The organism is Rhodococcus sp. HNM0569 (assembly GCF_012726205.1).
Classification (GTDB): domain Bacteria; phylum Actinomycetota; class Actinomycetes; order Mycobacteriales; family Mycobacteriaceae; genus Rhodococcus_F.
Genome location: NZ_JAASAE010000020.1, coordinates 1 through 26,818, shown reverse-complemented (window position 1 = coordinate 26,818; position 26,818 = coordinate 1). Strand labels below are relative to the sequence as shown.

At 69.3% G+C, this 26,818-nt stretch carries 25 protein-coding genes; 14 read left to right on the top strand and 11 right to left on the bottom strand.

What is annotated here, in order from left to right:
- Positions 1-657: a HEAT repeat domain-containing protein gene (locus HCA44_RS19220; protein WP_346764802.1), complete on the bottom strand. Its 657-nt coding sequence runs from the start codon at positions 655-657 to the stop codon at positions 1-3.
- A gap of 161 nt (positions 658-818) precedes the next feature.
- Here HCA44_RS19220 and dop point away from each other — a divergent pair, with 161 nt between their 5' ends.
- The 4 genes from dop to prcA all read left to right on the top strand — a co-directional run bounded on the left by dop (position 819) and on the right by prcA (position 4,332).
- Positions 819-2,318, top strand: coding sequence for a depupylase/deamidase Dop (dop, locus tag HCA44_RS19215; protein ID WP_169650932.1), 1,500 nt, complete (start codon positions 819-821; stop codon positions 2,316-2,318).
- Between the two features lie 195 nt (positions 2,319-2,513).
- Positions 2,514-2,705, top strand: coding sequence for a ubiquitin-like protein Pup (locus HCA44_RS19210; RefSeq protein WP_169650931.1), 192 nt, complete (start codon positions 2,514-2,516; stop codon positions 2,703-2,705).
- Between the two features lie 101 nt (positions 2,706-2,806).
- Positions 2,807-3,577, top strand: a complete 771-nt coding sequence (prcB, locus tag HCA44_RS19205) for a proteasome subunit beta (protein WP_169650955.1) — start codon at positions 2,807-2,809, stop codon at positions 3,575-3,577.
- On the top strand, positions 3,574-4,332 hold the full coding sequence (gene prcA, locus HCA44_RS19200; RefSeq protein ID WP_169650930.1) for a proteasome subunit alpha: 759 nt from the start codon (positions 3,574-3,576) through the stop codon (positions 4,330-4,332). Before prcB ends, prcA begins: the two co-directional genes overlap by 4 nt.
- Positions 4,333-4,364: 32 nt before the next feature.
- Here the strand turns inward: prcA and HCA44_RS19195 are convergent, their stop codons facing one another.
- A complete protein-coding gene (locus tag HCA44_RS19195) occupies positions 4,365-5,768 on the bottom strand; it encodes a phosphatase PAP2 family protein (protein ID WP_169650954.1) in 1,404 nt (467 codons plus the stop codon).
- A 132-nt stretch (positions 5,769-5,900) separates the two neighbouring features.
- On the opposite strand from HCA44_RS19195, the gene pafA reads away from it, so the two are divergent.
- The 7 genes from pafA (at position 5,901) to HCA44_RS19160 (ending at position 14,736) form a co-directional block, all read left to right on the top strand.
- Complete coding sequence (pafA, locus tag HCA44_RS19190; RefSeq protein WP_346764801.1) at positions 5,901-7,259, top strand: Pup--protein ligase; 1,359 nt, start codon at positions 5,901-5,903, stop codon at positions 7,257-7,259.
- Between the two features lie 111 nt (positions 7,260-7,370).
- Positions 7,371-8,369, top strand: coding sequence for a YafY family protein (locus HCA44_RS19185; protein ID WP_169650929.1), 999 nt, complete (start codon positions 7,371-7,373; stop codon positions 8,367-8,369).
- On the top strand, positions 8,366-9,373 hold the full coding sequence (locus tag HCA44_RS19180; protein WP_169650928.1) for a YafY family protein: 1,008 nt from the start codon (positions 8,366-8,368) through the stop codon (positions 9,371-9,373). The genes HCA44_RS19185 and HCA44_RS19180 overlap by 4 nt, the downstream gene beginning before the upstream one ends.
- 221 nt (positions 9,374-9,594) lie before the next feature.
- Complete coding sequence (gene tatA, locus HCA44_RS19175) at positions 9,595-9,852, top strand: Sec-independent protein translocase subunit TatA (protein WP_169650927.1); 258 nt, start codon at positions 9,595-9,597, stop codon at positions 9,850-9,852.
- Between the two features lie 123 nt (positions 9,853-9,975).
- Positions 9,976-11,019 carry a twin-arginine translocase subunit TatC gene (gene tatC, locus HCA44_RS19170; protein WP_169650926.1) on the top strand — a complete coding sequence of 348 codons (1,044 nt, stop codon included), beginning with the start codon at positions 9,976-9,978 and terminating at the stop codon, positions 11,017-11,019.
- An 85-nt stretch (positions 11,020-11,104) separates the two neighbouring features.
- Positions 11,105-13,837, top strand: coding sequence for a DEAD/DEAH box helicase (locus tag HCA44_RS19165; protein WP_346764800.1), 2,733 nt, complete (start codon positions 11,105-11,107; stop codon positions 13,835-13,837).
- Between the two features lie 89 nt (positions 13,838-13,926).
- Positions 13,927-14,736 (top strand): DUF4333 domain-containing protein, encoded by an 810-nt coding sequence (locus tag HCA44_RS19160; protein WP_169650925.1) that lies wholly within the window; start codon positions 13,927-13,929, stop codon positions 14,734-14,736.
- A gap of 13 nt (positions 14,737-14,749) precedes the next feature.
- Here the strand turns inward: HCA44_RS19160 and HCA44_RS19155 are convergent, their stop codons facing one another.
- On the bottom strand, positions 14,750-15,730 hold the full coding sequence (locus HCA44_RS19155) for a 5'-3' exonuclease (RefSeq protein ID WP_240945660.1): 981 nt from the start codon (positions 15,728-15,730) through the stop codon (positions 14,750-14,752).
- A 38-nt stretch (positions 15,731-15,768) separates the two neighbouring features.
- Between HCA44_RS19155 and HCA44_RS19150 the strand changes: the two genes are divergently transcribed.
- Complete coding sequence (locus HCA44_RS19150; protein WP_169650923.1) at positions 15,769-16,908, top strand: Xaa-Pro peptidase family protein; 1,140 nt, start codon at positions 15,769-15,771, stop codon at positions 16,906-16,908.
- Between the two features lie 12 nt (positions 16,909-16,920).
- Here the strand turns inward: HCA44_RS19150 and HCA44_RS19145 are convergent, their stop codons facing one another.
- Positions 16,921-18,045: a hypothetical protein gene (locus HCA44_RS19145; RefSeq protein WP_169650922.1), complete on the bottom strand. Its 1,125-nt coding sequence runs from the start codon at positions 18,043-18,045 to the stop codon at positions 16,921-16,923.
- 241 nt (positions 18,046-18,286) lie between these two features.
- On the opposite strand from HCA44_RS19145, the gene HCA44_RS19140 reads away from it, so the two are divergent.
- Positions 18,287-19,468: a zinc-dependent alcohol dehydrogenase gene (locus tag HCA44_RS19140; protein ID WP_169650921.1), complete on the top strand. Its 1,182-nt coding sequence runs from the start codon at positions 18,287-18,289 to the stop codon at positions 19,466-19,468.
- 76 nt (positions 19,469-19,544) lie between these two features.
- Here the strand turns inward: HCA44_RS19140 and HCA44_RS19135 are convergent, their stop codons facing one another.
- From HCA44_RS19135 to HCA44_RS19110, 6 genes are all read right to left on the bottom strand, one after another.
- Positions 19,545-19,793 (bottom strand): CsbD family protein, encoded by a 249-nt coding sequence (locus HCA44_RS19135; protein WP_169650920.1) that lies wholly within the window; start codon positions 19,791-19,793, stop codon positions 19,545-19,547.
- Positions 19,794-19,830: 37 nt separating this feature from the next.
- Positions 19,831-20,394: a type 1 glutamine amidotransferase domain-containing protein gene (locus HCA44_RS19130; protein WP_169650919.1), complete on the bottom strand. Its 564-nt coding sequence runs from the start codon at positions 20,392-20,394 to the stop codon at positions 19,831-19,833.
- Between the two features lie 91 nt (positions 20,395-20,485).
- Positions 20,486-21,118, bottom strand: coding sequence for an isochorismatase family cysteine hydrolase (locus HCA44_RS19125; RefSeq protein ID WP_169650918.1), 633 nt, complete (start codon positions 21,116-21,118; stop codon positions 20,486-20,488).
- Positions 21,115-22,476, bottom strand: coding sequence for a phosphotransferase (locus tag HCA44_RS19120; protein ID WP_169650917.1), 1,362 nt, complete (start codon positions 22,474-22,476; stop codon positions 21,115-21,117). Before HCA44_RS19120 ends, HCA44_RS19125 begins: the two co-directional genes overlap by 4 nt.
- Positions 22,473-24,326 (bottom strand): maltose alpha-D-glucosyltransferase, encoded by a 1,854-nt coding sequence (treS, locus tag HCA44_RS19115; protein ID WP_169650916.1) that lies wholly within the window; start codon positions 24,324-24,326, stop codon positions 22,473-22,475. The genes HCA44_RS19120 and treS overlap by 4 nt, the downstream gene beginning before the upstream one ends.
- An 82-nt stretch (positions 24,327-24,408) precedes the next feature.
- The gene (locus tag HCA44_RS19110) at positions 24,409-25,632 is read right to left on the bottom strand and encodes a cytochrome P450 (protein WP_169650915.1); all 1,224 of its coding nucleotides are present in this window, start codon (positions 25,630-25,632) and stop codon (positions 24,409-24,411) included.
- Positions 25,633-25,811: 179 nt separating this feature from the next.
- On the opposite strand from HCA44_RS19110, the gene HCA44_RS19105 reads away from it, so the two are divergent.
- Entirely contained in the window at positions 25,812-26,291 is a 480-nt protein-coding gene (locus tag HCA44_RS19105) for a MarR family winged helix-turn-helix transcriptional regulator (RefSeq protein ID WP_346764799.1), read from the top strand.
- 24 nt (positions 26,292-26,315) lie between these two features.
- On the opposite strand, the gene HCA44_RS19100 is transcribed toward HCA44_RS19105, so the two are convergent.
- Complete coding sequence (locus HCA44_RS19100) at positions 26,316-26,738, bottom strand: PPOX class F420-dependent oxidoreductase (protein WP_169650914.1); 423 nt, start codon at positions 26,736-26,738, stop codon at positions 26,316-26,318.
- Between the last annotated feature and the right edge of the window lie 80 nt (positions 26,739-26,818).

Here is a 26,818-nt window from a genome sequence, read left to right as displayed (position 1 = left end):
TCACCGGTCGGCACCGGTCTGCTCCTCGTCGGACCCGGCGACCGCGACGCGCTTGGCTACCTCGAGCGAGAGTGCGAAACCGCTGTCGGGATCGGCCGACAGCGCTCGGGTCGCGTCCGCGTGCGCGCGGACGGCCGCGTCGACGCTCGTCGCGGCGGTGTCGAGAGCAGGCAGTATCGACTCGCCGAGTGTCACGAGCGCGCGACTGAGACTGAGCTGCAGGTCCCGGTCGCCGCGGCCGAGTTCGGCTGCCAGGTCGGTTGCGAGAGCGGCATCCTCACCGGGCGGTACGAGCGCGACCGCGGCACGCCACGCACTGCGGGCGACGTCGTCGTCGGCATCGTGCACCGCCTCGGCCACCGCGGGCCATGCGCTGCCGTCACCGATCTTCGAGAGTGTGTGCAGTGCTTGTGCTCGTGCCTGCGTGCACCCGGACGCAAGCTCGGTGACCAGACGGGGCACCACGGAGTCGACCGGTAGACGGCACAAGGCCCAGGTGAGCATGTCGCGGACGAAGAAGTCCGGTTCGACGGCGCAGCGCGCGACGAGAGCCTCGGCGGCTCGGGGGTCGGCCCCGGTGCCGACCTCGAGGGCGGCGCGCAGGCGATCGGATGCGCGAGCGGCGGACAGGGCGTCGACGAGTTCGGTCGTGGTCACGGCAACCACCTCCCCTTTTTCGATCATCCGGCTGTCGACCATCCGACACCTTCTCACTGTGTCAGGGTCAAGTCGTGCACACGCGCGAGTCGGGCGGGGACTTCGCAGGCGCGTCGGCAGGGTGCACCGCTCACGTGAACGTGATCGCATAGGCTCGGGGCATGAAGCGGATCATCGGTGTCGAGGTCGAATACGGCATCTCCTCTCCGGGGGAGCCGTCGGCGAATCCGATCCTCACCTCCACGCAGGCCGTGCTCGCGTACGCGGCGGCCGCGGGTGTGCCGCGTGCGAAGCGCACGCGATGGGACTACGAGGTGGAGTCGCCGCTGCGCGACGCGCGCGGATTCGATCTGGGTCGGCTGAACGGGCCCGCGCCGGTCATCGACGCCGACGAGGTGGGCGCGGCAAACATGATCCTCACCAACGGTGCTCGGCTGTACGTCGACCACGCGCACCCGGAGTACTCGGCTCCCGAGGTCACAGATCCGCTCGACGCCGTCATCTGGGACAAGGCGGGCGAGCGCGTCATGGAGGCGGCGGCGCGTCACGCCTCGAGTGTGCCGGGCGCACCGCGACTTCAGTTGTACAAGAACAACGTCGACGGCAAAGGCGCGTCGTACGGCACACACGAGAACTACCTCATGTCGCGGGACACGCCGTTCACCGACGTGATCACCGGCCTCACGCCGTTCTTCGCGTCGAGACAGGTGATCTGTGGGTCCGGCAGGGTCGGGATCGGGCAGTCGGGAGACGAGCCGGGCTTCCAGCTGTCGCAGCGTGCCGACTACATCGAGGTCGAGGTCGGACTCGAGACGACGCTCAAACGCGGCATCATCAACACGCGCGACGAGCCGCACGCCGATGCCGACAAGTACCGGCGCCTGCACGTCATCGTGGGCGACGCCAACCTGGCCGAGACCGCAACCTATCTCAAGGTCGGCACCACCGCGCTCGTGCTCGATCTGATCGAGGCCGGCGTCGACCTGACGGATCTGCAGCTTGCCAGGCCGGTCACCGCGGTCCACCACATCAGCCACGATCCGACGCTGCGGGCGACCGTCGCGCTCGCCGACGGCCGCGAGCTCACGGGGCTCGCGCTGCAGCGCGAATACCTCGACCGGGTCGACAAATTCGTCACCGCGCGAGGCGACGACGACCCACGCGTCACCGATCTCCTCGACAAGTGGGCCACGGTCCTCGACCTGCTCGAGCGCGATCCGATGGAGTGCGCGCACCTGCTCGACTGGCCCGCGAAGTTGCGCTTGCTGGAGGGCTACCGCAACCGCGAGAGCCTCGGCTGGGCGGCGCCGAAGCTGCACATGATCGACCTGCAGTACTCGGACGTCCGACTCGACAAGGGCCTGTACAACCGGCTCGTCGCGCGCGGTTCGATGGAGCGGCTGGTGTCCGAACAGCAGGTGCTCGACGCGGTCACGACCCCGCCCGCGGACACCCGTGCCTACTTCCGCGGCGAGGCTCTGCGCAAGTTCGGCGCGGACATCGCCGCGGCCAGCTGGGACTCGGTCATCTTCGACCTCGGTGGCGACTCGCTCGTCCGGATTCCCACGCTCGAGCCGCTGCGCGGCAGCAAAGCTCATGTGGGCCGGTTGATCGAGGAAGCGGAGTCCGCCGCAGAACTGGTCGATTCACTCACCAACTGAACGAGACCCACGATTGTGCCGACGGCGAACATGCGGGCTCGTCGTCGCCCGTAACCGACGTCACCTCGGTAGGGTGAGGGTCCGAGCAGCGAGCAGGTGCTGCGGTGCCCACTCGTCTCGGACGCGTAGCGAGGGAAGACCGTGCGGCGCCGCATGTGCACGCCGCGGGCTCCCGTGAACGAGGAGGTCGGTCACATGGCTCAGGAGCAGACCACACGCCCGGGCGGCGGAGACGACGACGATCAGGTCGGTGACGGCGCTGCCGGTCAGGAACGCCGCGAGAAGCTCGCCGAAGACACCGACGACTTGCTCGACGAGATCGACGACGTCCTCGAAGAGAACGCCGAGGACTTCGTGCGCGCCTACGTTCAGAAGGGCGGCCAGTGACGGCGGAGCTGCCCGGACTACGCATCGACGGGGGAATCCACGCGGGAGGGGGTGCGCAGCTGTCGTCGTTCGCCGAATACCTGCGCGCCTACGCGCCCGACATGCTGCCGGGCAACCGTAGTCGATCCTCGATCGTGGGAAGGGGAGACGCCATGGACGGCGGCGACATCGCTCCGCACGGCACCACGATCGTCGCGCTCACCTACCGCGGCGGCGTCCTCATCGCGGGCGACCGGCGGGCCACGCAGGGCAACCTCATCGCCAACCGCGACATGGACAAGGTGTACGTCACCGACGACTACTCGGCGACCGGCATCGCGGGCACCGCAGGCGTCGCGATCGAGCTCGTGAAGCTGTTCGCGGTCGAACTCGAACACTACGAGAAGATCGAGGGCGTCCAGCTCACGTTCGACGGCAAGGCCAACCGCCTCGCCTCGATGGTGCGCGGCAACCTCGGCGCCGCGATGCAGGGCCTCGCGGTCGTACCGCTGCTCGTCGGCTACGACATCGACGCGCGCGAGGGCGAACACGCCGGGCGCATCGTGTCGTACGACATGGCAGGCGGGCGCTACGAGGAACGCGCCGGCTACTACGCGGTCGGGTCGGGTTCGCTGTTCGCGAAGTCGTCGCTCAAGAAACTCTACGATCCCGACGGCGATCAGGACGCGGCACTGCGGGCGGCCGTCGAGTCGCTCTACGACGCCGCCGACGACGACTCGGCGACCGGCGGTCCCGACCTCACCCGCGGCATCTATCCGACGGCGATCACGATCGATGCCGACGGTGCGGTCGCCGTTCCGGCACAGCGGATGTCCGACATCGCGCGGACCGTGGTGACCGCGCGTACCGAGAGGGAGGGGGATCCGCGATGACCATGCCGTACTACGCGTCGGCCGAGCAGATCATGCGCGACCGATCCGAGTTGGCGCGCAAGGGCATCTCGCGTGGACGCAGCGTCGTCGTGCTCACGTACCGCGACGGTGTCCTGTTCGTTGCGGAGAATCCGTCGACGGCACTGCACAAGATCTCCGAGTTGTACGACCGGCTGGGCTTCGCGGCCGTCGGCAAGTACAACGAGTTCGAGAATCTGCGTCGTGCGGGCATCGTGCACGCGGACATGCGGGGCTACTCGTACGATCGCCGCGACGTCACGGGCCGCTCGCTCGCGAACGCGTACGCGCAGACACTCGGCACGATCTTCACCGAGCAGCCGAAGCCCTACGAGGTGGAGATCTGCGTCGCGGAAGTCGGCCGATACGGGTCCGATCCGCATCGTCAGCTCTACCGCATCACCTACGACGGGTCGATCGTCGACGAACGCGACTTCGTCGTCATGGGCGGCAGCACCGATCCCATCGTGGCGGCCATGAAGGAGTCCTTCGCACCCGGCCTCGAGTTGCGTGACGCGCTCGCCATCGCCGTGCGTGCGTTGCAACGCAGCAACGGAGACGGCGACGTCCGTCCGCTCGACGCGCTCGAGGTCGCGGTGCTCGACCAGAACCGGTCGCGGCGGGCGTTCCGGCGCATCGGATCGGCGCGGATCGCCGAGTTGTTGCCCGACGGTGTCGACGGATCTTCGGGTGCGGCGGGATCGGGTGGCTCGGGCTCCGCATCGCCGGAGGAGTGACCACCTTGCAGGCGCGGTGACGATCGCGCGCCTCAGGATCGGTAGACGGTCAGTGCGCCCGGCTCGCTGCGGAAGACGAATCGCGACGCGTCGCCCACCACCTCGCCGTCGGTGGCCAGCGCGACGGGCGCACCGGCCACACGCACGTCCAGTTCGGGTACCAGACCGCGGTGGTACACACGTGATCGCCCCAGCGTCCCGGTCGCGGCAGCGAACAGCAGCCGCGACCGGGACGCCGTTCGGTCGGCGCGCAGATAGCGCACGTCCAGATACCCGCCCGCGAGCGACGGCCGCGACATCGGCACCTGGTCGCCGGGGGAGTAGGTGCCGTTACCGACGAACAGCATCCAGATCCGCATCGGTTCGCCGTCGATCGTGACGTGCAAGGGTTCCGCGTCGGCGAGCACGCGGATCATCGCCCATGCCGCGGCCGGCCATTTGCCCGTCCGCGTCTCCCACTTCTCCCGCATCCGGACCGCGTCCGGATAGCCGCCCAGGCTCGCGGTGTTGACGAAGGGTGCCTGCGGTGTCGTATCGGTGTCGATGCGGGCGCGGTCGACGGCGACCGCTCGACCTGCACGGAGCGCGTCGAGCGTGTCGTCGAGAGCGTCGGCGCCGACGTCCCGCGCGAAGTGGTTGAGTGTGCCGCCGGGAAAGACGGCGAGCGGAAGGCCGTGACGCACCGCGGCGTCGGCGACCGCCCCGACCGTCCCGTCGCCTCCGCACACTCCGAGCGCGCGTGGTGCGTCGCGGCCCACGACACGGTCGATCTGCTCGGCGAAGTCGGTATCGGTGTCGAGGTAGCGGATCGAGGAGCCGGGCAGTACCTCCTCGAGACGGTCGAGGAGGTCGTTCTCGCTGCCTGCGTCGTTGTTCGCGAACACAGCGAGCCCGGCACCGTCGGCGAGCGCGGGAGCGGACCGAGCCGCTCCGGGTTCCGCGGGCTCGTCGACACGCACCGCCCACCAGCGTCGTGTGGCGAGGGCGACGCCGGTGCCGAGTGCCGTGCCTGCTACGACGTCGCTTGGCCAGTGGACGCCGTTGTGCACGCGCGAGTACGCGACGGCGACGGCGAGCGGGGCGACGACGGCGCCCGCGACCGGTGACTCGAGAGCGACACCGGTCGTGAACGCGGCGGCCGAGGCCGAGTGCCCGGACGGGAAGGACGACGATCGCGGGCTACGGACGCCGCGGTGGGGTGTGAGCCATGTCCGCACGGGTGGCCTGCGGCGCGGGAACAGCGGTTTGAGCACGCCGTTGGCGAGGGCGCTCGAGAGGGCGACCGATGCCGCACCGCGCACCGCGGCACGACGCTGCCCGGCGAGCGACAGCACGACCGCGACGGCGACCCACAGCGCGCTGCGATCGGCCGCCCGGCTGAGCCCGCGCAGTGCGCGGTCGGCGCTCGGCGAGCGCAGTGTGGCGGTGTAGTCCATGACCGCCCGGTCGAGTCCGTTCGCGCGCCGCCGAAGATTCGTCACGACGTCAGCGTATGCGCCCGCGAGGCCCTGCGGCGTGGCGCACGTTTCCGGCGGTCACGCGAGCACGGATGGTTGTAGTGTCGAGGTGTGCAGCGACGAATCATGGGAATCGAGACCGAGTTCGGTGTCACCTGCACCTTTCACGGTCACCGGAGGCTGAGCCCCGACGAGGTTGCCAGGTACCTCTTCCGCAGGGTCGTGTCGTGGGGCCGTAGCTCCAATGTGTTCCTCCGTAACGGTGCCCGGCTGTACCTCGACGTCGGCTCGCACCCCGAGTACGCCACCGCAGAGTGCGACGACCTCGTCCAGTTGGTCAATCACGACCGCGCGGGCGAGCGCGTGCTCGAAGACCTCCTCGTCGACGCCGAGCAGCGGCTCGCCGAAGAGGGCATCGGCGGCGAGATCTACCTGTTCAAGAACAACACCGACTCCGCAGGCAACTCGTACGGCTGCCACGAGAACTATCTCGTGGGCCGATCGGGCGAGTTCTCCCGCATCTCCGATGTGCTGCTGCCGTTCCTCGTGACGCGTCAGTTGATCTGCGGCGCAGGCAAGGTGCTGCAGACGCCGAAGGCGGCGACGTTCTGCCTGTCGCAGCGTGCCGAACACATCTGGGAAGGCGTGTCGTCGGCCACCACGCGATCACGGCCGATCATCAACACGCGCGACGAACCGCACGCCGACGCCGAGAAGTACCGGCGGCTGCACGTCATCGTGGGCGATTCGAACATGGCCGAGCCCACCACCATGCTCAAGGTCGGCACCGCGGCCCTCGTACTCGAGATGATCGAGGCGGGTGTGCCGTTCCGCGATTTCGCACTCGACAACCCGATCCGCGCGATCCGCGAAGTCAGCCACGACATCACCGGCAGGCGACCGGTGCGGCTCGCGGGCGGGCGGCAGGCGAGTGCACTCGACATCCAGCGCGAGTACCACGCGCGCGCGGTCGAGCATCTGCGCACCCGCGAGCCGGATCCGCAGATCACACAGGTCGTCGACCTGTGGGGGCGCATGCTCGACGCGGTCGAGGAACAGGACTTCGCGAAGGTCGACACCGAGGTCGACTGGGTCATCAAGCGCAAGCTGTTCCAGCGTTACCAGGATCGCTACAACTTCGAGCTGTCCGATCCGAAGATCGCGCAACTCGATCTCGCGTATCACGACATCAAGCGTGGCCGCGGTGTGTTCGACCTGCTGCAACGCAAGGGTCTGGTCAAGCGTGTCACCGAGGACGAAACCATCGACGAGGCCGTCGACACGCCACCGCAGACCACGCGCGCCAAGTTGCGGGGCGAGTTCATTGCTGCTGCGCAGGACGCGGGCCGCGATTTCACGGTCGACTGGGTGCACCTCAAGCTCAACGACCAGGCGCAGCGCACGGTGCTGTGCAAGGACCCGTTCCGTAACGTCGACGAGCGCGTCGATCGTCTGATCGCCTCGATGTGAGCTCGTCTGATCGCGTCCATGTGAGCTCGTCTGATCGCCTCGATGTGACTGTGTTTCCGTCGGAGGGGTTGCTGCGCGGGCGTTCGCGGCGGTAGCGGCTAGGCTTCGCTCGTGTCGATTTCCAAGATCGAGCGGTTGATGAATCTCGTCATCGCCCTGCTCTCGACGCGGCAGTTCCTCACCGCCGAGAAGATTCGCCAGTCCGTTGCCGGATACGACGAGTCGGCGAGCGACGAGGCGTTCAGCCGCATGTTCGAGCGTGACAAGAACGAGTTGCGCGACCTGGGTGTGCCGCTCCAGACGGGGCCGTCGTCGGGCTACTCGTCGGTCGAGGGCTACCGCATCGATCGCAGTGCGTACGAGCTGCCGGACATCGGTTTGACGAGCGAGGAGTCGGCGGCAGTTGCCGTCGCGGTGCGTATGTGGGACTCGCCCGAGCTGATCTCGGCTGCGCAGAGCGCACTGCTCAAGTTGCGGGCAGCGGGGGTGCAGGTGGAGTCGTCGTCCGGATTGGGCACGGTGACCGCGGTGCCCACGCGCACCCGCGGTTCCGAGCCTGCGTTGGGGGCGTTGCTCGCCGCGGTCGAGGCAGGGCAGACGGTCCGATTCCGGCATCGCAGCACGCTCACCGATCCGTTCAGCACCCGCACCGTGCAGCCGTGGGGTGTCGTCACGACGCGCGGACGCTGGTATCTCGTGGGCCACGACGTCGATCGCGATGCGACGCGGACCTTCCGGTTGTCGAGGATCGGCGAGGACATCACCGTGCTCGGTCCGCGTGGCGCCGTGCGCAAGCCCGAGGGTGTCGACCTGCGGGCGGTGGTCGAACGTGCCACGAGTACGCCCCTGGTCGACGGTGTGGGCCGCGTGTGGGTGGCGCGCGACCGGGCACACGAGTTGCGGCGCCTCGGCGCCGTGGTGGCTGATCTCGCACTCGCCGGCCGTCCGGGCAGCGTGCTCGAGATCCCGGCGGAGACGTGGGGCTGGCTCGCGCGTCTGGTCGCCGGGCACGGCGCCGACGCGGCCGCACTCGAACCCAGGGAGTTGCGTGACGAGGTGCTGACGAGATTGCGGGGCGCACTCGCGACGGAACAGGGGGAAGGCCGATGAGCAGCAACCGTCTGTCCGCGCGGTTGTCGCGGCTGTTGAACCTGGTGCCGTACTTCATCGCGAACCCGGGGATCAGCGCGGCGGAGGCGGCGGACGAACTCGGCGTGAGCGTGCCGCAACTGATGACCGACCTCAACCAGCTGTGGGTGTGCGGCCTGCCCGGCTACGGTCCGGGCGATCTCATCGACCTGTCGTTCTCGGAGGACAGCATCGAGGTCACCTTCTCGGCCGGCATCGACCGGCCGTTGCGGTTGACTTCCACCGAGGCGACGGCGCTGCTGGTGGCGTTGCGTTCACTCGTCGACATGCCGGGCACGGCGGACCCCACCGCCGTCGAGAGTGCGATGGCGAAGATCGAGGCCGCGGCGGGCGAGGCGGCCGCCGCGCGACTGGGCACGGTCGCGCCGTCCGGCGACGGCATCCGCGCCGAGGACCCGGTTGCGGCGACGGTCCGCTCGGCGCTGCAGCACCGCCACGCATTGCGCATCACCTACTTCTCGGCGTCGCGGGACACCGTCAGCGACCGCGTGGTCGACCCGCTGCAACTCGTCGCAGTCGAGAACCGCAGCTATCTCCACGCATGGTGCCGTTCCGCCGACGGTGTGCGGCTGTTCCGTCTCGACCGCATCGACGCCGCGACCGAGCTGGACGAGCCCGTCGCGGCGCCCGACCGCGCACTCGCGTCCCGGGCGCACCTCGAACTCGTGACGGGCACCGAAAGCCACGAACCGTTCGGCGACCCGGCGTTGCCGCGCGCGACCCTGCGGGTGACGAAGGCCGCGATGTGGGCAGTGGACTACTACCCGATGGACATCCTCGCGGTCGATCCGGACGGCAGCGTTCGCGTCACGATGCCGTTCGCGAGCCCGGAATGGATGGCCCGGCTGCTGCTCGGTTTCGGTGCCGACGTCACGGTGCTCGATCCTCCCGACCTCGCGGCCGCGGTGCGGCGCGGAGCCGAACAGGCACTCGCGCTCTACGACGACAGCGACTCCACGGTCTGACGACTCGCTCCGCCGGGGTTGGATCAGGCCTCGCTCCGCCGGGGTTGGATCAGGCCTCGCTCCGCCGGGGTTGGATCAGGCCTCGCTCCGCTCGAGGGCAACGTGGAGGAAACGCTCAGGTCGACGCCGGCGCAACGGGGCATACTGGGTGTTGCGTGACCGAGAACGAGGGCGGTTCGTCCGGTACCATCACGCACACCTGATCTTTTGGAGGTTTCATCATGGGAGCCATGAGCCCCTGGCACTGGGCCATCGTCGCGATCGTCGTCGTGATCCTGTTCGGCTCGAAGAAGCTGCCCGACGCCGCGCGCGGTCTCGGACGTTCGCTCCGCATCTTCAAGAGCGAGGTCAAGGAGATGCAGAACGAGGACACCCCGCCCACCCAGAGCCGGCCGGCTCAGGCGCCGTCGGAGCTGTCGGCCTCGCAGCCGCAGCCCGAGCCGCACGACCAGCCGCAGGATCACAGCAGGCCCGCCTAGCACGTTCCCTCCACCACCGTGGTGTCGCGGCGACACCACGGTGGCGTCGTCGATCGGCGTGTGCCGGTCGCGTCGCCGAACGTCGTCTCCACCCATCGCCTGAGCAAGACTGGGGTCACCACTGTGCGCATTCCGTTCGACCCGCGTAGAAGCCGGAGGAGGACGAATCCCGACGGCACGATGTCGTTGGTCGATCACCTCTACGAACTGCGCACGCGGCTGCTGCTCTCGGTGCTCGCGATCTTCGTCACCACGCTGCTCGGATTCTTCTGGTACTCGCACTCGATCCTGGGCATCGAAAGTCTGGGCGAGGTGCTCCGCGGCCCGTACTGTTCGCTGCCTCCCGAGAGTCGCGCCGATCTGAGCAACGACGGCACGTGCCGTCTGCTCGCGACGGGCCCGTTCGAACAGTTCATGCTGCGGTTCAAGGTCGCGCTCACCGCGGGCGTCGTGCTCGCGTGCCCGGTGTGGCTGTACCAGCTGTGGGCGTTCGTCACGCCGGGCCTGTACTCCAACGAGCGGCGCTACGCGGTCGGATTCGTGGTGTCGGCGGCGGCGCTGTTCGTCGCGGGCGCAGTGCTCGCATACCTCGTCGTCGCGAAGGCTCTGCACTTTCTGCTCACGATCGGCGACAACGTCCAGATCACCGCGCTCGGCGGCGCCGAATACTTCGGTTTCATCATCAACCTGCTGATCATCTTCGGGGTCAGCTTCGAGATCCCGCTGCTCATCGTCGCGCTCAACTTCGTGGGCGTGTTGTCCTACGAGCGGCTCAAGGCGTGGCGTCGCGGATTGATCATGGCGCTGTTCGTGTTCGCGGCCATCGCCACCCCTGGCCAGGATCCGTTCTCGATGCTCGTGCTGGCGCTCGCGCTCACGGTCCTGTTCGAGTTCGCCGTCCAGGTCGCGCGGCTCAACGACCGCCGTCGCGCCCGCATCGCCGCCGAGGGGTGGGCGGCGCTCGACGACGACGAAGCCTCCACGATCTCTGCACCGTCGGATCTCGACGAGGAGTTCGACGTGGTCGCGGCAGGCCGGGCCCAGTCGGGTAAGGCCGAGTCGGGCAGGAGCCGCAAGCGCCGCAGATCGGCGGAGGCCGCCGCGGCGGACGAGCCACGCACGCACACCACCGGCGACCCGGGGCAGGATTTCACCGACACCCTCTGATTCGCCGAGGCCGTCGGGTTCCCGACACTCCGACGCGGCACGCCCCGGCGCACGTCACGTGGCGGTTCGTGACAGGCTCGAAGACGTGAGCAATGAATCTCGCCCGTCCACCGTCGAGTTGGACACCTTCTCGGCGCAGCTGGGCTTCGCGCTCGACCCGTTCCAGACCGCCGCGTGCCGTGCGCTCGAGGGCGGGCACGGTGTCCTCGTGTGTGCTCCCACGGGTGCGGGCAAGACGGTCGTCGGCGAGTTCGCGGTGCACCTTGCGCTCGCCGAGGGCCACAAGTGCTTCTACACGACACCGATCAAGGCGCTCAGCAACCAGAAGTACGCCGATCTCGTCGAGCGATACGGTCCCGACACCGTGGGTCTGCTCACGGGGGATTCGAGTGTCAATGCGTCCGCTCCGATCGTCGTCATGACGACCGAGGTGCTGCGGAACATGCTGTACGCGGATTCGCCCGCACTCGCGGGTCTGTCGCACGTGGTGATGGACGAGGTGCACTTCCTCGCCGACCGGTTCCGCGGTGCGGTGTGGGAGGAGGTGATCCTGCACCTGCCTCCCGAGGTGAAGCTCGTGAGCCTGTCGGCGACGGTGAGCAACGCCGAGGAGTTCGGGGCCTGGATGGAGACGGTGCGCGGCGACACGACCGTCGTGGTCGACGAGCACCGGCCGATCCCGCTGTGGCAGCACATTCTGGTCGGCACCCGGTTGTTCGATCTGTTCGACGCGCGGGCGCAGCCGCCCGGCTCGCCCGGTTCGGACGAGCGCGGCCTGGTGGTCGATCCCGAACTGGTGCGGCACGTCCGCAGACGCGAAGCGCTCGGCGCAGGCGACCGGCGCGGATTCGGAGGTGGTCGCGGGTCCGGCTTCCGGCCACCGTCGCGCCCCGACGTGCTGGCGCGACTCGACCGCGAGGGCCTGCTGCCCGCGATCGCGTTCATCTTCAGCCGTGCGGGGTGCGACGCGGCGCTCGCCCAGTGCGCCCGGTCGCCACTCGACCTCGTGTCGCCCGACGATCGCGCCGAGATCCGCCGGATCGTCGACGAGCACACGGGTGACCTGCCGCGCGAAGACCTCGAGGTGCTCGGTTACTGGGAGTGGAGGCGAGCGCTCGAACGTGGGCTCGCCGCGCATCACGCGGGCATGCTCCCGGCATTCCGGCAGACCGTCGAAGAACTGTTCGTGCGCGGCCTGGTTCGCGCGGTCTTCGCGACGGAGACGCTCGCGCTCGGTATCAACATGCCGGCGCGCACGGTGGTCCTGGAACGGCTCGTGAAGTTCAACGGCGAGACGCACGCCGAACTCACGCCGGGGGAGTACACCCAGCTGACCGGGCGCGCAGGCAGGCGCGGCATCGACGTCGAGGGCCACGCGGTGGTGCTGTGGCAGCCGGGCATCGAGCCGACGGAAGTCGCGGGCCTCGCGTCGACCCGCACGTTCCCGCTGCGCAGCTCGTTCCGTCCCGGCTACAACATGTCGATCAATCTCGTACATCGCATGGGTACCGAGCGTTCCCGCTCGTTGCTCGAGCAGTCGTTCGCGCAGTTCCAGGCGGATCGCTCCGTCGTGGGCGTCACGCGCGGCATCGAACGCAACGAACGCGACATCGCCGCGCTGCTCGAGCAACTCGGTGGGCCGGACAGCGAATACCTCCAGTACGCGCGGCTTCGCGACGCTCTCTCGCGGCGCGAGAAGGAGATCGAACGCAAGGGCCGCGCGCAGCGGCGGGCCGCCTCGGTCCGCGCACTGACGCGATTGCGGCGCGGCGACATCGTCGGCATCGCGGTGGGCAGGCATCAGGGCATCGCCGTGGTCCTCGAACCGGACCGTGACCCCGACGATCCGCGACCGCTCGTGATCACGGAGACCAAATGGTCGGGCCGGTTGTCCGCGGGGGACTTCCCCGAACCGGCGTCGGCCCTCGGGCACCTGCGCTTGCCGCGACACGTCGACCAGCGCACGGCACGTGTCCGGCGGGACATCGCGTCGGCGCTGCGCTCGACCGGCATCACGGTACCTCGGCGCAAGCGTCGCAAGGGCCGCGGCGCGGGCGACGACGCCGAGGTCACGCGCCTGCGCAAGGAACTGCGTCGGCATCCGGTCCACGCCGACCCCGAGCGGGAGCGGCTCTCGCGGATCGGCGATCGCTACAACCGGCTCGTACACGAGACGGAGAGCATGCGCAGCAAGTCCGCGGCCACCACCAACTCGCTGGCACGCACATTCGACCGCATCGTCGCGTTGCTGTCCGAACGCGGCTACATCGCACCTGTCACGCGCGAGGACGGGGAGCGCGAACCGAAAGCGACCGAGGACGGGGAGCGGCTCGCGCGGATCTATGCCGAGAGCGACCTGCTCGTCGCCGAATGCCTGCGGAGCGGTGCGTGGTCCGGTCTCGACCCCGCAGAACTCGCGGCCGTCGTCTCGACCGTCGTGTTCGAATCGCGTCGCGAAGGCGAGGGCGCGCAGCCCGCCACGAGCGGCGCGCTACGCCACGCGCTGACCGAGACGATGCGCACGTGGTACGACCTGCGGGCCGACGAGTTGCGGCACAAACTGCCACCCACGCGCGAACCCGACCTCGGGTTCGTCAGCGCGGTACACGAGTGGGCGAGTCACCACTCGCTCGTCGATGCACTGGCCGCGGACCACGGGCGCGGGCTGTCGGCGGGCGATTTCGTGCGTTGGTGCAGGCAGGTGATCGATCTCCTCGAGCAGGTGCGCGGAGCGGCGTCCGATCCGGACCTTTCGGCGACCGCGCGCCGCGCGGTCGCCGCCATTCGCCGTGGAGTCGTCGCGGTGGACGCCGCGTGACGCGTCGGCGCGGGCACGGCGCACGGGACCCGCGCGTGTGATTGGATCGCACCAAGCGTGTACAGCAACGTTTCGCATGGGAGGCGACGATGACCGGCCCCAACGGCCCCGAGGATCCGAACGCGCAGTGGGCCAGGAACGGCGGCGGGCCGGATCAGGGCTCCACCGACCGCGACGGCGATGCTGCCGGGCAGGGCGGGGGTCCGCAGCATCCGGCGGGCGAGCAGGGGGCCGGTGACGCGCAGTACGGTCAGCAGCCCCCGCAGTACGGTCAGCCGCCTCGATACGGCCAGCCGCCGCAGTACGGGCAAGCGCCTCAATACGGTCAGCCGCCGCAGTACGGTCAGCCGCCGCAGTACGGGCAGCCCGGCCAGTACGGCCAACCGCAGCCCGGTCAGTACGGGCAGCCGCAGCAAGGCCAGTACGGGCAGCCGCAGCCCGGTCAGTACGGGCAGCCCATGTGGGGCGCGGCACCGGGCCAGACCGGCCAGCCGTCACCGGGCGCCGCGGGCTGGGGGCCGGGCCCGCAGCAGTGGGGAGAGGGTGGTGGCGCGCAGCCGTGGGCGCCGCCCGGCGGCGGGTCGAAGGGGAAGTCCACGCTTCCGCTGCTGATCATCGGCGGGGTCGTGCTGGTCGTCGCGGTCATCGGTGTCGTCCTCGGTGTCGTGCTCGGCGGCGGCGACACGCTCGATTCCGACGCCGCCGAGAAGGGTGTCGAGCAGATCGTCACCGGCTCCTACGGCGCGTCCAGCGTCACCGACGTCGACTGTCCGTCAGGCCAGAAGGTCGAGCAGGGCACGAGCTTCGACTGCACGCTCGTCGTCGACGGCGAACCGAGCACCGTGACTCTCACGTTCACCGACGACTCGGGCACGTACGAGGTCGGCAGGCCCCGCTAGATCAGCCGGCCGCTCACTCGCGGGCCAAGGCCTGCACGAGACGGTCGACCGAGCTCGTCACCCCGTTCAGTTCGCCGAGTTGCGCCAACCGTGCGGGTTCGTCCGGTACCGAGGGCAGCGCGTCGTCGCGTGAGAACGTCACGTCGGCGTCGCGGCGCACCTGCACCACGGGCAAGGCCGCGTCGAGGTATCCGGCTGCGGCGTCGAGCTTGGCGCGCACGCCCTTGGCCAGGGTGGGATCGCCGTCGTCCACGGCGCGGCGCAACTCCGCGAGCGACCCGAAGCGCTGCAGCAGCGCCGCTGCCGTCTTCTCGCCCACGCCTGTGACGCCGGGCAGTCCGTCGGACGGGTCGCCGCGCAGCAACGCGAGCTCGACGTACGCGTCGCCTGCCCGCTCGGCGGGCAGCGCGTACTTCTCCGCCACCTCGGTGGGACCGAGCAATTCGGCCTTCGCGAGACCGCGACCGACGTAGAGCACGCGCACCGGCGGAGCGTCGTCGCGCACCACCTGGATGAGGTCGCGGTCGCCGCTCACCACCACAGTGACGTCGCGGGCCTCACGGGCCGCGAGCGTGCCGAGGACGTCGTCGGCTTCGCAGTCGGGCGCACCCGCGGTCGCGATGCCCGCCGCTGCCAGGATGTCCATGATGACGTCGACCTGTGCGGGAAGCGCCTCGGGCACGTCCTCGACCGTGCCGTCCGAGCCCGGCAACACGCGGTGCGCCTTGTATCCGGGCACGGCCGTCACCCGGAATGCAGGCCGCCACGCGACGTCGAGACACACCACGAGCCGAGCAGGCCGGGTGCGGGTGACGAGCGAGGCCACCATGTCGACGAATCCGCGCACCGCGTTGACGGGACGGCCGTCGGGCGACGTGATCGACTGCGGCAGCGCGTGAAACGCGCGGAACCACAAGCTCGCGCCGTCGAGGAGCAACAGGGGGTGGCCGTCGGCTGAAGAATCGCCCGGCGCGACCGGGGCGGCGGAAGTCATGGCGTTCATCCTGCCAAACGGGGGATTAGCCTGGGCGCATGAGCGCATCACGCACACCCGCATCGAGGTTCCCGTCCGACGTCTACGAGCGTCGTCTCGCACGCGCTGCCGCGCTCGGCCGCGACAGTGGGCTCGACGCCCTGCTGATCACGCCGGGGCCCGACCTGCAGTACCTGCTGGGTTCACGCGCAGCGTCGTTCGAGCGGCTCACCTGTCTCGTCGTGCCGACGACCGGCGACCCCGCGACCGTCGTCGTGCCGCGACTGGAACTCGCAGGCCTCGCCGACTCGGCGGTCGACGAGCTGAATCTGCACGTGCGGGACTGGGTCGACGGCGTGGACCCGTACGCGCTCGTGGCAGGTCTGCTGCCGCAATCGGCGCGCACCGCCGTCACCGAGGCGATGCCCGCGCTGCACCTGCTGCCGCTCGCCGATCGGCTGCGCTCGTTGCCGATCCTTGCGACGGAGGTCGTGCGTGAGTTGCGCATGGTCAAGGATGCCGCCGAGATCGACGCGCTGCGGCGCGCGGGCAGTGCGATCGACCGCGTGCACGCCCGCATGCCCGAGCTGCTCGTCGTCGGCCGCACCGAGGCCGAGGTCGCGGACGCGATCACCGCGGCGATCGTCGAGGAAGGGCACACGGGCGCCGAATTCGTGATCGTCGGCTCGGGGCCGCACGGCGCCGACCCGCATCACGAGGTGTCCGACCGTGTCGTGGCGGAAGGCGACGTCGTCGTGATCGACATCGGCGGCCCCGTCGAACCCGGCTACAACTCCGACTCGACCCGCACGTACAGCATGGGTGAGCCGAGTGCAGACGTCGCCCAGCACTATGCCGTACTCGAACGCGCACAGCAGGCAGCCCTGGACGCGGTGCGTCCCGGTGTCGCGGCGGAGACAGTGGACGCCGCGGCACGCGACATCCTGGTCGACGCCGGGCTCGGTGATGCCTTCGTGCACCGGACCGGTCACGGTATCGGGCTGTCGGTCCACGAGGAGCCGTACATCGTGCGTGGCAACACCATTCCTCTCGCGGTGGGGATGGCGTTCAGCATCGAACCCGGCATCTACTTCCGCGGCGAATGGGGCGCGCGCATCGAGGACATCGTCGTGGTCACCGAGGACGGCTGCGAGCCGATGAACCTGCGACCGCATTCGCTGACGGTGCTGCCGGTGTGACCCCCGGGGGACTCAGCTGCCCTCGTCCTCCTGGCGCTCCTGCTCGCGTTCCACCGCACGTCGGCGATCGAGTTCGCGCTGGCCGTAGGTGGCGCGCAGGATCTCGCTGCGGTCGGAGGTCGACGAGCCGACCGCCCCGGCGACGGTGCCCAGTGACGCGGCGAGCCAGGCGAGTTTGACGTAGCCGACGACGGTCGCAGGTTCGCGCAGTTGCTGTTCGAAGAACGACGTCGGCACGATCATCGCCGCGGCGGCGAGGACCGCCGCCGACAACAGTGCATACATGCACAGCACCCCCGTCACCACGGTGGCGACGGTTGCCGCGTTGTAGAAGGCGCGATCGCGGGAGGATTCGCGGAAGCCGCTGCGCTCCCACAGGCCGTTGGGCACGATCAGCCACAGGGCCATCGCGCACACGGCGACCACCGTCACGAGCGCGAGGCGCAGCACACTCATCGCCGACGCCATCTGCCAGATACTCGCGTAGAAGATGCCGAACGCCGACGCGGCACTCGCGGCGCCCAGGGCGCCCGAGAGTGTCGGGATCAACCGCCACGGCCGGTTGCTGCGCACCATTCCCGCGAGCAGGCGCAGTCGGCCGAGCCCGGTCCGGGAAACCAGGGTGTAGGTGCCCGGCGGGGCGTCCACACGCTGCCCCTCGTCGGCGTCGTCGGCGTCGTGGCGCTCGTCGGCGTCGAGGTGCGGGCCTTCCCATCCGGCGTGCCGCGGCGCCGCCCGTAGGTCGGCCATCGTGCCGCGTGCGAGCGCGGGAAGCACGTGGTGGGCGATCTCGCGGGCGCGACGACGCGCCCCGACGACGCCGAAGGCCGGCGTGTACAGCACGAGCATCCGGTCGCGGTACACATCGGCGAGCACGGTGCGGCCCGCGCGGCGATGCGGTATCTCGGACACGATGATCGTCAGGTCATGGCCCGTACCGACAGCGGCGTACCACTCCGCGAGCGCGGGTTTCCCGTGCCGGGTGGGTGGCAGCGGCCTCCTCGACGATTCGATCTCGACCTCGATGGCATCCCCGTTCAGGGTGTCGACGCCGTCGAGCGCGCGCGGGACGGACCGCGCGAGCTCCCGGGCGATCTGCGCGGGGAACCCGTCGTCGGTGACGATGGAGACCTTCATGGTCGCCGTCCACGCGCACGCCCGGGTCGGCGGGCACCTCGCGTCGACCCGGGGAACAGGGCTGTAGTCGTCATCACGCAGAACTGTGCCACTGCGCGGCGTCGGCGTGGGGTGGAGTCGCGCGAACGGCCGGGTCTCGGACCCTCGCCGTCCCGGAGACCAGGGACCTGCCTGGTTCCGCACGCGCACCCCGGGGTACCCGTTCGACGGGAAACGTTCCGTCGACGAGGGAGAGTTCTCCGTGAAGGCAGTCACCTGGCAAGGCAAACGCACCGTGACCGTGACGGAGGTTTCGGATCCCCGGATCGAGGAGCCGACAGATGTGATCATCCGGGTCACGAGCACCAACATCTGCGGGTCCGACCTGCACCTGTACGAGGTCCTCGGGCCGTTCATGCATCCCGGCGACGTACTGGGGCACGAACCGATGGGCATCGTGGAAGAAGTCGGGTCGGAGGTGCGAGAGCTCGCAGTGGGGGACCGGGTGGTCGTCCCCTTCCAGATCGCGTGCGGCCACTGTCACATGTGCGGCGAGGGTCTCATGACGCAGTGCGAGACCACGCAGGTGCGTGAACAGGGAATGGGTGCCGCCCTGTTCGGCTATTCCGAGCTGTACGGCAGCGTGCCCGGCGGCCAGGCCGAGTACCTGCGTGTGCCGCTCGCCGACTTCAACCACGTCACGGTGCCCGAAGGCCCGCCGGATCAACGGTTCGTCTACCTGTCCGACGTGCTCCCGACCGCGTGGCAGGCTGTCGAATACGCGGGGGTGCCCGACGGTGGCTGCGTCGCGGTACTCGGTCTCGGCCCGATCGGCGAGATGGCCGCACGTATCGCGCACCATCGAGGTCTGCGCGTCATCGGGGTCGATCTCGTCACCGAACGACTCGAGCGCGCACGCAGCCGCGGGATCGAGGTCGTGGACCTGCGCGAGGCCGGTGACGACCTCGGCGACCTGGTGCGGGACCGGACCGACGGGCGCGGACCACACAGCGTGATCGACGCGGTCGGCATGGAAGCGCACGGATCGCCCGTGGCCAAGACGTTGCAGGACTTCACCGGTCTGCTGCCCACCTTCCTGAGCAAGCCGATCATGGAAAAGGCGAGCATCGACCGTCTCGGGGCGCTGCACAGCGCGATCGACCTCGTGCGCCGCGGCGGCACCCTCTCACTGAGTGGCGTGTACGGCGGCGCGGCGGACCCGTTGCCGATGCTGACGCTGTTCGACAAGCAGATACAGCTGCGCATGGGTCAGGCGAACGTCAAGCGCTGGGTACCGGAGCTCCTGCCGCTGCTCACCGACGACGACCCGCTCGGCGTCGAGTCCTTCGCGACGCACACGCTGCCACTCGACAGTGCCCCACACGGGTACGACATCTTCCAGCGCAAGGCCGACGGCGCGATCAAGGTCGTGCTCGAGCCGTGATCGCCTGCCTCGACACCGGCTGTCCCGGACACCGAGATCGGTAGCCCGGGACAGCCATTCGGTTCGACGGTGTGCGTCACTCGCGCGACTGCCGAGCCTCCTGGCGCTGCTTCTCGAGTTCGGCTTCGCTGCGGGCCTTTTCGGCCTCGGCTTCCTTTTGCGCTACCTCGCGCTGCGCCTCGGCCTTGTCCTGCTGCGCGCGACCTTCCTGCGTCAGGTCGTCCTGACCGCTGAGCGCGCCCGCCGCTTCCTTCACCTTGCCCTTGACGCCTTCGACGACGCCCTTCACGCCTTCGGCGGGGCCGGTGTTCTTGTCGTCTGCCATGTCGATCTCCTTCGTGTGATTCGGATGTCGCTGCGGGTCACGCCGCGAGCGCGGCGTCGACGGCGCCGAGAAATGCGTCGAGGTCCTTCGGGGTGCGGGACGTGACGAGGACGTACCCGCCTGCGTCGTCGGTCACTTCCTCGCGGTCGACCCACGATGCCGCCCCCGCATTGCGGATGTCGGTGCGCAGCGAGGGGTACGACGTGAGCGTCTTGCCGCGGACGACGTCTGCTTCGACGAGTGCCCACGGGCCGTGACAGATCGCGGCGACGGGACGCCCACCCGATGCGAACGCCTTGACGATGCGCTGTGCGTCGTCGTTCAGGCGCAGCGAGTCGGCGTTGAGGGTGCCACCGGGCACGACGAGCAGGTCGTAGCCGGAGGGGTCGACCTCGGCGAGTGTCGTCGTCGGGTCGACGGTCGTGCCGGGATCCTTGTCGCTCACGAGCGTCCGGATGGGATCGCGTGAAACCGCGGCGATCGTGACGTCGGCTCCCGCATCCCGGAAATGATCGACCGGGACGACGAGTTCGTCCTGTTCGACGCCGTAGTTGGTGACGATCGCGAGTACGCGGCGCCCCTTCAGGTCCGGTGAGGCCATGAGCCGTCCTTTCGTCGGAGACGAGAACCCTGCGCGCCGCCCCGTGGACGGACGGCGCGTTCCCGGTCGCCCGGGAGGGTCTGTCGAACGACTACCCAGAACCCGGCTCTTCCGACACATCGCCGGGCCGCCACGGCGCTGTGAACTCGATCTCGTCGGCGGGACGCACGCTTTGTCGATACTGATCGGCGAGCCACGACAGCGTGGAGTCGTGGTAGTCGCCCGACGTCGTGGCGACCGCGTCGCTCACGATCGTGACGCGGATGTCGTAGGCGTATGCGGACGCGGCCGTGAGTGCGACGCACGCCTCGGTCTGGACGCCTGCCAGCGCGAGTGCGCGGACGCTGTGCTCGGCGAGGATCGAGGCGAGGTCGGTGCGGACGAAGGCGTCGTCGCGGGTCTTGGTCACCTCGACCGACGTCGGGGTATCGAGTGGGCCGAGGTCGAGTTCGTCGAGCATTTCGGCGCCCTCGGTGCCGTCGATCACCACACCCTGGCCGTCGTCGCGCATGTCGAGCGCCCACGTCGACCGGTCGGGCGCGTGCACCGTGCGCACGTTCACCACGAGCGCGCCGGCCGCGCGCGCCCGCGCGGCGGTGGCGTTGACCGCCGCGACGATCTGCGCCTTGCGCCGAGCGAGCGGCTCGGGCGCGAAGAAGTCCTTCTGCATGTCGACGACGACGAATGCCGTGCACGTTTGCTCGTCGGGCAGCTCGCGCGTCACTTCGCCCCCACGATGTGCTCGACAGCCGCCAACGGCAGGGCGATCCAGTGCGGACGATTGCGTTTCTCGTAGGCGGCCTCGTACACCGCCTTGTCGAGCATGCAGGCGTCGAGCAGGACACGGTGAGTGCGTGGGTCGGAACCGTACTCGGCGGCATAGCCGTCGCAGAACGCCGCCGAGTTGCGGTCGGACCACTCGCGGGCGCGGAACTCGCGGTTCAGGTCGGGTTCGCCGACGGGGAAGTGCGCGGCGTAGTCGAACGAGCGCAGCATGCCGGCGACGTCGCGCAGCGGACTGTCCGGTGCGCGCCGCTGGGCGAGCGATTTTGCCGGTTCGCCCTCGAAATCGATCAGCAGCCACCGTTCCGGGGTGCGCAACACCTGACCGAGGTGCAGGTCGCCATGGATGCGCTGGGTCTCGACCGCGCCGAGGGTGTCGACCGCGTCGAACCGAGCACGGATCGCGGAGTCGAGGGGAGCGAGCTCCGGGACGACGAGGAGTGCGTGCTCGAGGCGGGTACGCATGCCGTCGGCGATGTCGACGGCATGCGCCGTCGAGGTGCCGAGTACGCGGGCGAGCGTCGCGTGCACGGACGCCACGGCCGCGCCCATCCGGTGCGACTCGGCGGCGAAGTCGGTGCCCACTTCGTCCGCATACAGGTCGGCTTCGAGCATCAGGTCGCGCACGCTGCCGAGCGCGGTGGTCCACCCGTCGGCCGCGTTCTTCTCGAAGTCCTGCACCATCGCGAGCGTGGTGGTGCCGCCGTCGACGTCGGCTTCGATCCAGGCATGCACGCGAGCGACGCAGGGGCTCTCGGCGCGTCCGAGCGCGAGGTGCAGCTCGACATCCGGGTTGACGCCCGCTGCGAGCAGTCGGAAGACCTTGAGCAGCAGCGTGCCGCCGAGGACGACCGACGTGTTGGACTGTTCGGCACCGAGCGCGTGCCCGTACGGCTCGACGTGCACCGGCGTGTCGTCGACCGTGCGCACGCGGACGGTGGCCACCGCCCGCTGCTCGGACAGCGCCCGGGCGTACACCGCGAGCGTGGCCGGGTCGCGGAGCGCGTCGTAGGCGACGACGTCGCGGCCGACAGGATCCGAGAGCGCCCACTGCCCGAGTTCCGGGGGCAGTGTGTCCCGGAATCCGAGCGGTACCTGATACAGCTGCGGCGCGTGGTCGGTGAACTCCGTGCGCACCACGATGTGGTCGACGACGGGCTCGTCACCCCGGGACAGGGTCTCGCGCACCATGATTCGCGTGGCGGTCAGCTCGGCGCCCTTTGCCGCGAACCATCTCTGGTGCGGTAACCATGCCACGAGCAGGGTTTCGAGTGCGTCGTCGGGCAGTGTCGGCGTCATGACCGCACGGCTCCTTCCGCTTCGCTGCTGACCGCCAGGTCTGCTGCCGCGGCGTCGACGTCCGGATCCGGCTGCAGGGAGAACCAGTAGAAGCCGTGGCCGGGCAACGTCAGCATGTAGTCGTCGTCGCCGATCTTCGGGAACGGTACCGACCCGGTCAGCTCGACGGGGATGCGACCGCGATAGCGCGAGAGGTCGAGCAGCACCGCCTGCGGGTACCGCGAGAGGTTGTTGACGCACAGGATGACGTCGGAGTGCGCGTCGCTGCCGTCGACCGCGAGCTCGCGCAGGTAGGACAGGATCGCGGGATTGGCACCGCCGATCTCGGTGAACGACGCCCTGCCGAATGCGGGGTGCTGCTTGCGCACCTGGATCATCCGGCGGGTCCAGTGCAGGAGCGAATTGGTCGAGTTCAGTTGGGATTCGACATTGACCGCCTGGTAGCCGTACGTGTGGTCCATCACGACCGGCAGGTACATGCGTGCGGGGTCGGCGCGTGAGAAGCCGGCATTGCGGTCGGGTGTCCACTGCATCGGTGTACGCACCGAATCGCGGTCGCCGAGCCAGATGTTGTCGCCCATCCCGATCTCGTCTCCGTAGTACAGGATCGGCGAACCCGGCAGGCTCAGCAGCAGCGCGGTGAACAGTTCGAGCTGGTTGCGATCGTTCTCGAGCAGGGGTGCGAGCCTGCGGCGGATGCCGATGTTCGCCTTCATCCGCGGGTCCTGCGCGTACTCGGCGTACATGTAGTCGCGCTCTTCGTCGGTGACCATCTCCAGGGTCAACTCGTCGTGGTTGCGCAGAAAGATGCCCCACTGCGCGGTCTGCGGGATGTCCGGTGTCTGCGCGAGGATCTCCGAGATGGGGAAGCGGTTCTGGCGACGCACCGCCATGAACATCCTCGGCATGAGCGGGAAGTGGAACGCCATGTGGCACTCGTCGCCCACGTCGGGTTCGCCGAAGTAGGCCACCACGTCGCTCGGCCACTGGTTCGCCTCGGCGAGCAGCACGCGACCGGGGTACTCGGCGTCGACCACGGCTCGGCACCGTCTGAGAAAGGCGTGCGTCTCGGGCAGGTTCTCGCAGTTCGTGCCGTCGCGTTCGAACAGATACGGCACCGCGTCGAGCCGGAAACCGTCGATGCCGAGGTCGAGCCAGAACCGCAGCACCGCGAGCATCGCGTCCTGGACCTCGGGATTGTCGTAGTTCAGATCGGGCTGGTGCGAGAAGAACCGATGCCAGTAGTACTGGCCCCGCACCGGGTCCCACGTCCAGTTGGACGTCTCGGTGTCGACGAAGATGATCCGGGCCTCGGGGTATCCGTCCTCGGTGTCGGACCATACGTAGAAGTCGCCGTACGGGCCGTCGGGCTCCGAACGTGACGCCTGGAACCATGCGTGGGTGTCCGACGTGTGGTTCATGACGAGATCGGTGATGACGCGGATGCCTCGCTTGTGTGCCTCGTCGAACAGGCGGACGAAGTCGTCGACCGTGCCGAATTCCGGGAGGACCGCGCGGAAGTCGCGGATGTCGTATCCGCCGTCGCGCAGCGGCGAATCGTAGAACGGTGGCAGCCACAGGCAGTCGACGCCGAGCCACTTCAGATAGTCGAGCTTGTCGGCGAGGCCGGCGAGGTCGCCGATGCCGTCGTTGGTCGAGTCGAAGAAGGCACGCACGAGTACTTCGTAGAAGACGGCCGTCTTGAACCAGTGGGTGTCCTCGGGAAGTTCACGTGCGTGCGCGAAGTCGTCCGCCTGGGCCTCGATCACGTGGCCTTCGGCGTCGGTTTCCGGGGTGGCGGCCGACGGATCGACGGCGAGCTGGTCGTTGGTCGTGCGGGGATCTGCCATGCGTACCCCTGTCCCGGATCGACTGTCGGTGAAGCGGTGACTCGATCCTAGGACGCTGTGGCGCCGCGTGCCGGGCGCTCGCTCACCACGCGACGGGCACGCGGGTGAGCCCGCCGACGAGCAGACCCTCGGTCTTGCGCAGGTCCTCGACCGGCGTGGCCAGGTGCAGGGTGGGGATGCGGTCGAGCAAGGTGTCGAGAACGACCTGCAGTTCGGTGCGCGCGAGTGCCTGGCCGAGGCACGAATGCGGACCGGCCCCGAACGTCAGGTGCGGGTTCGGCGCGCGACCGAGGTCCATCGCGTCGGCGTCGTGGTACGCGGCGGTGTCGCGGTTGGCGGCCGACAGGCTGCACACGACGGTGCTGCCGCCCGGGATCGTGTGACCGTCGATCTCGACGTCCTCGGTGACGAACCGGCGGGTACCGAAGCTGAAGTTCGCGTCGAGGCGCAAAGTCTCCTCGACGGCGGTGCGCACGAGGCTGCGGTCGGCGAGCAGCCGCTCCCAGCGCGAGCGATCGGCGAGCAGCATCGAGACGGTCTTGCCGATCATGTTCGCGGTGGTCTCGTGACCGGCGACCAGAAGTCCCATACCGGTGAACAACAGTTCCTCGTCCGTGAGCCCCGCGCCCTCGTCGGCGCTTTCCGCGACGAGCATGCTGAGGATGTCGTCGGCCGGGTCCGCGCGCTTGGCCCGGATGTGCTCGGTCATGTACTGCTCGAACTGCTCCTGTGCCGCGGCGGCCTCGTCGCTCGAGTAGCGGGAGACGTTGAGGAAGCTGTCAGACCAGTGCGAGAAGCGCGCGCGGTCGGCCGCAGGCACGCCGAGGACGTCGCAGATCACGTAGACCGGCAGCGGAAAGCCGAGGTCGGCGCGGATGTCGGCGGGCGCGCCTCGCTCGAGCATTCCGTAGACGAGTTCGTGCGCGAGCGCGGCGATCTCGGGTCGCAGCGCGGACATCCGCTTGGCCGTGAAGTATTTGCCGACGAGGCGACGCCACCGAATGTGCGACTCGCCCTTGCTGATCGTGTCGGTCCGTCTGCCGTCGGCGACGACTCCCCCTGCACCCGCGGGAGCGAGGCGCGCCGCGGCGTCGTTCGCGGTCGGTCGCGCGAAACGCGGATCCGACAGCAGCGTGCGTACGTCGTCGTAGCGCGTCAGGTACAGGGCGGTGTCGCCGCTCGGGAGCTCGGCGACCGCGACGGGGCAGCGGTCGCGGAGTTCGCCCCATTCGGTCGGCGCGTCCAACGGACCGTCGGTGTGCAGCGGCAGGGTGACGTCCGGTTGGGGCGCGTGCATGTCGGTCATCGCTGAATGTCCTTTCGCCCGTGGGGATGTGGTGCGAGCGCGGCGGGCGCGCGCACGCCCGCATCGGTGACGCACGCTACAACTGGATTGCATCATGCACAAGCAATGCATGATGCTCGTTCGCTGCGTGATGCAAACAGTGGGTAAAATGTGCAGGCCCGAACGCCGAGGAGATCGCCGTGGACGCACACACCCCCCGAAATCGCCGCCGCGACGTCCGCGCCGCCGGAGGGATCGAGCGCGAGCTGCTGATCCTCACCCGGCACGTCGACATGACGTCGCCGCGCGGAACCGACCGTCTCGAGCGCAGCGCCCGGGTGATCCTCAGCCGGCTCGACGCGCAGGGCCCGATGTCGGTCACCGAACTCGTCGACGCATTCGGGCTCGCGGCGTCGACGCTCAACCGCCAGACGTCGGCGCTCCTGCGTTCCGGACTCGTCGAACGCATCCTCGACCCGGCAGGCACCATCGCGCGCAAGTTCCGCATCACCGACGAGGGCGCGCGGCGACTCGCCGACGAGCGGGCGCTCGTCACCGAGGGGCTCGCAGCCGTCGTCGCGGACTGGCCCGCCGCCCGTATCGAGCGGTTCGTCGACGACCTCCGTCAGTTCAACGTCGACATCGAGCGGCTCACCGGACGGCCCTGGCCGCGGCCGTGAGCGCGCACGCGTGCGAGCAGCTGGTCAACTCCGCAGCGACGGCGACGCGAGCACCCGCCGCACCGTGATCTCGAGGGCGACCCGCGTCGGGTTCTCGCGCGGCGTCCGGTAGCGGCGCGTGTACCGGGCCACGGCGCCCTCGACGGAATCCGCATCCGACCGCACGCGCGCGGGACCCTCGAGCGTGAGCCAGCGCGCCCCCTCCACCTGACACAGCGACGCGTAGCCGTTCCGCTCGACATTGCGTGCCTTCTGCGTCGACCCGCCCGTGATGACGCGGGCGATACCGTCCTCGGCGTCCCATGTGAAGCCGATCGCGACGACGTGCGGCGTGCCGTCCGCCCGCAGCGTCGTGAGCGTCGCGAGGTGGCGCTCCTGCACGAAGTCGAGGGCCGCCGCACCGAGGTGGATCGGGAAAGGGGAGGAGGGCGAGGGGGTACCGGGCATGGCCCGACCGTAATCCAGGACACTGGAGCCATGAACGCCACGTCGACAGCGCAGCGCGGGAAACGATCGCGCGAGGACGG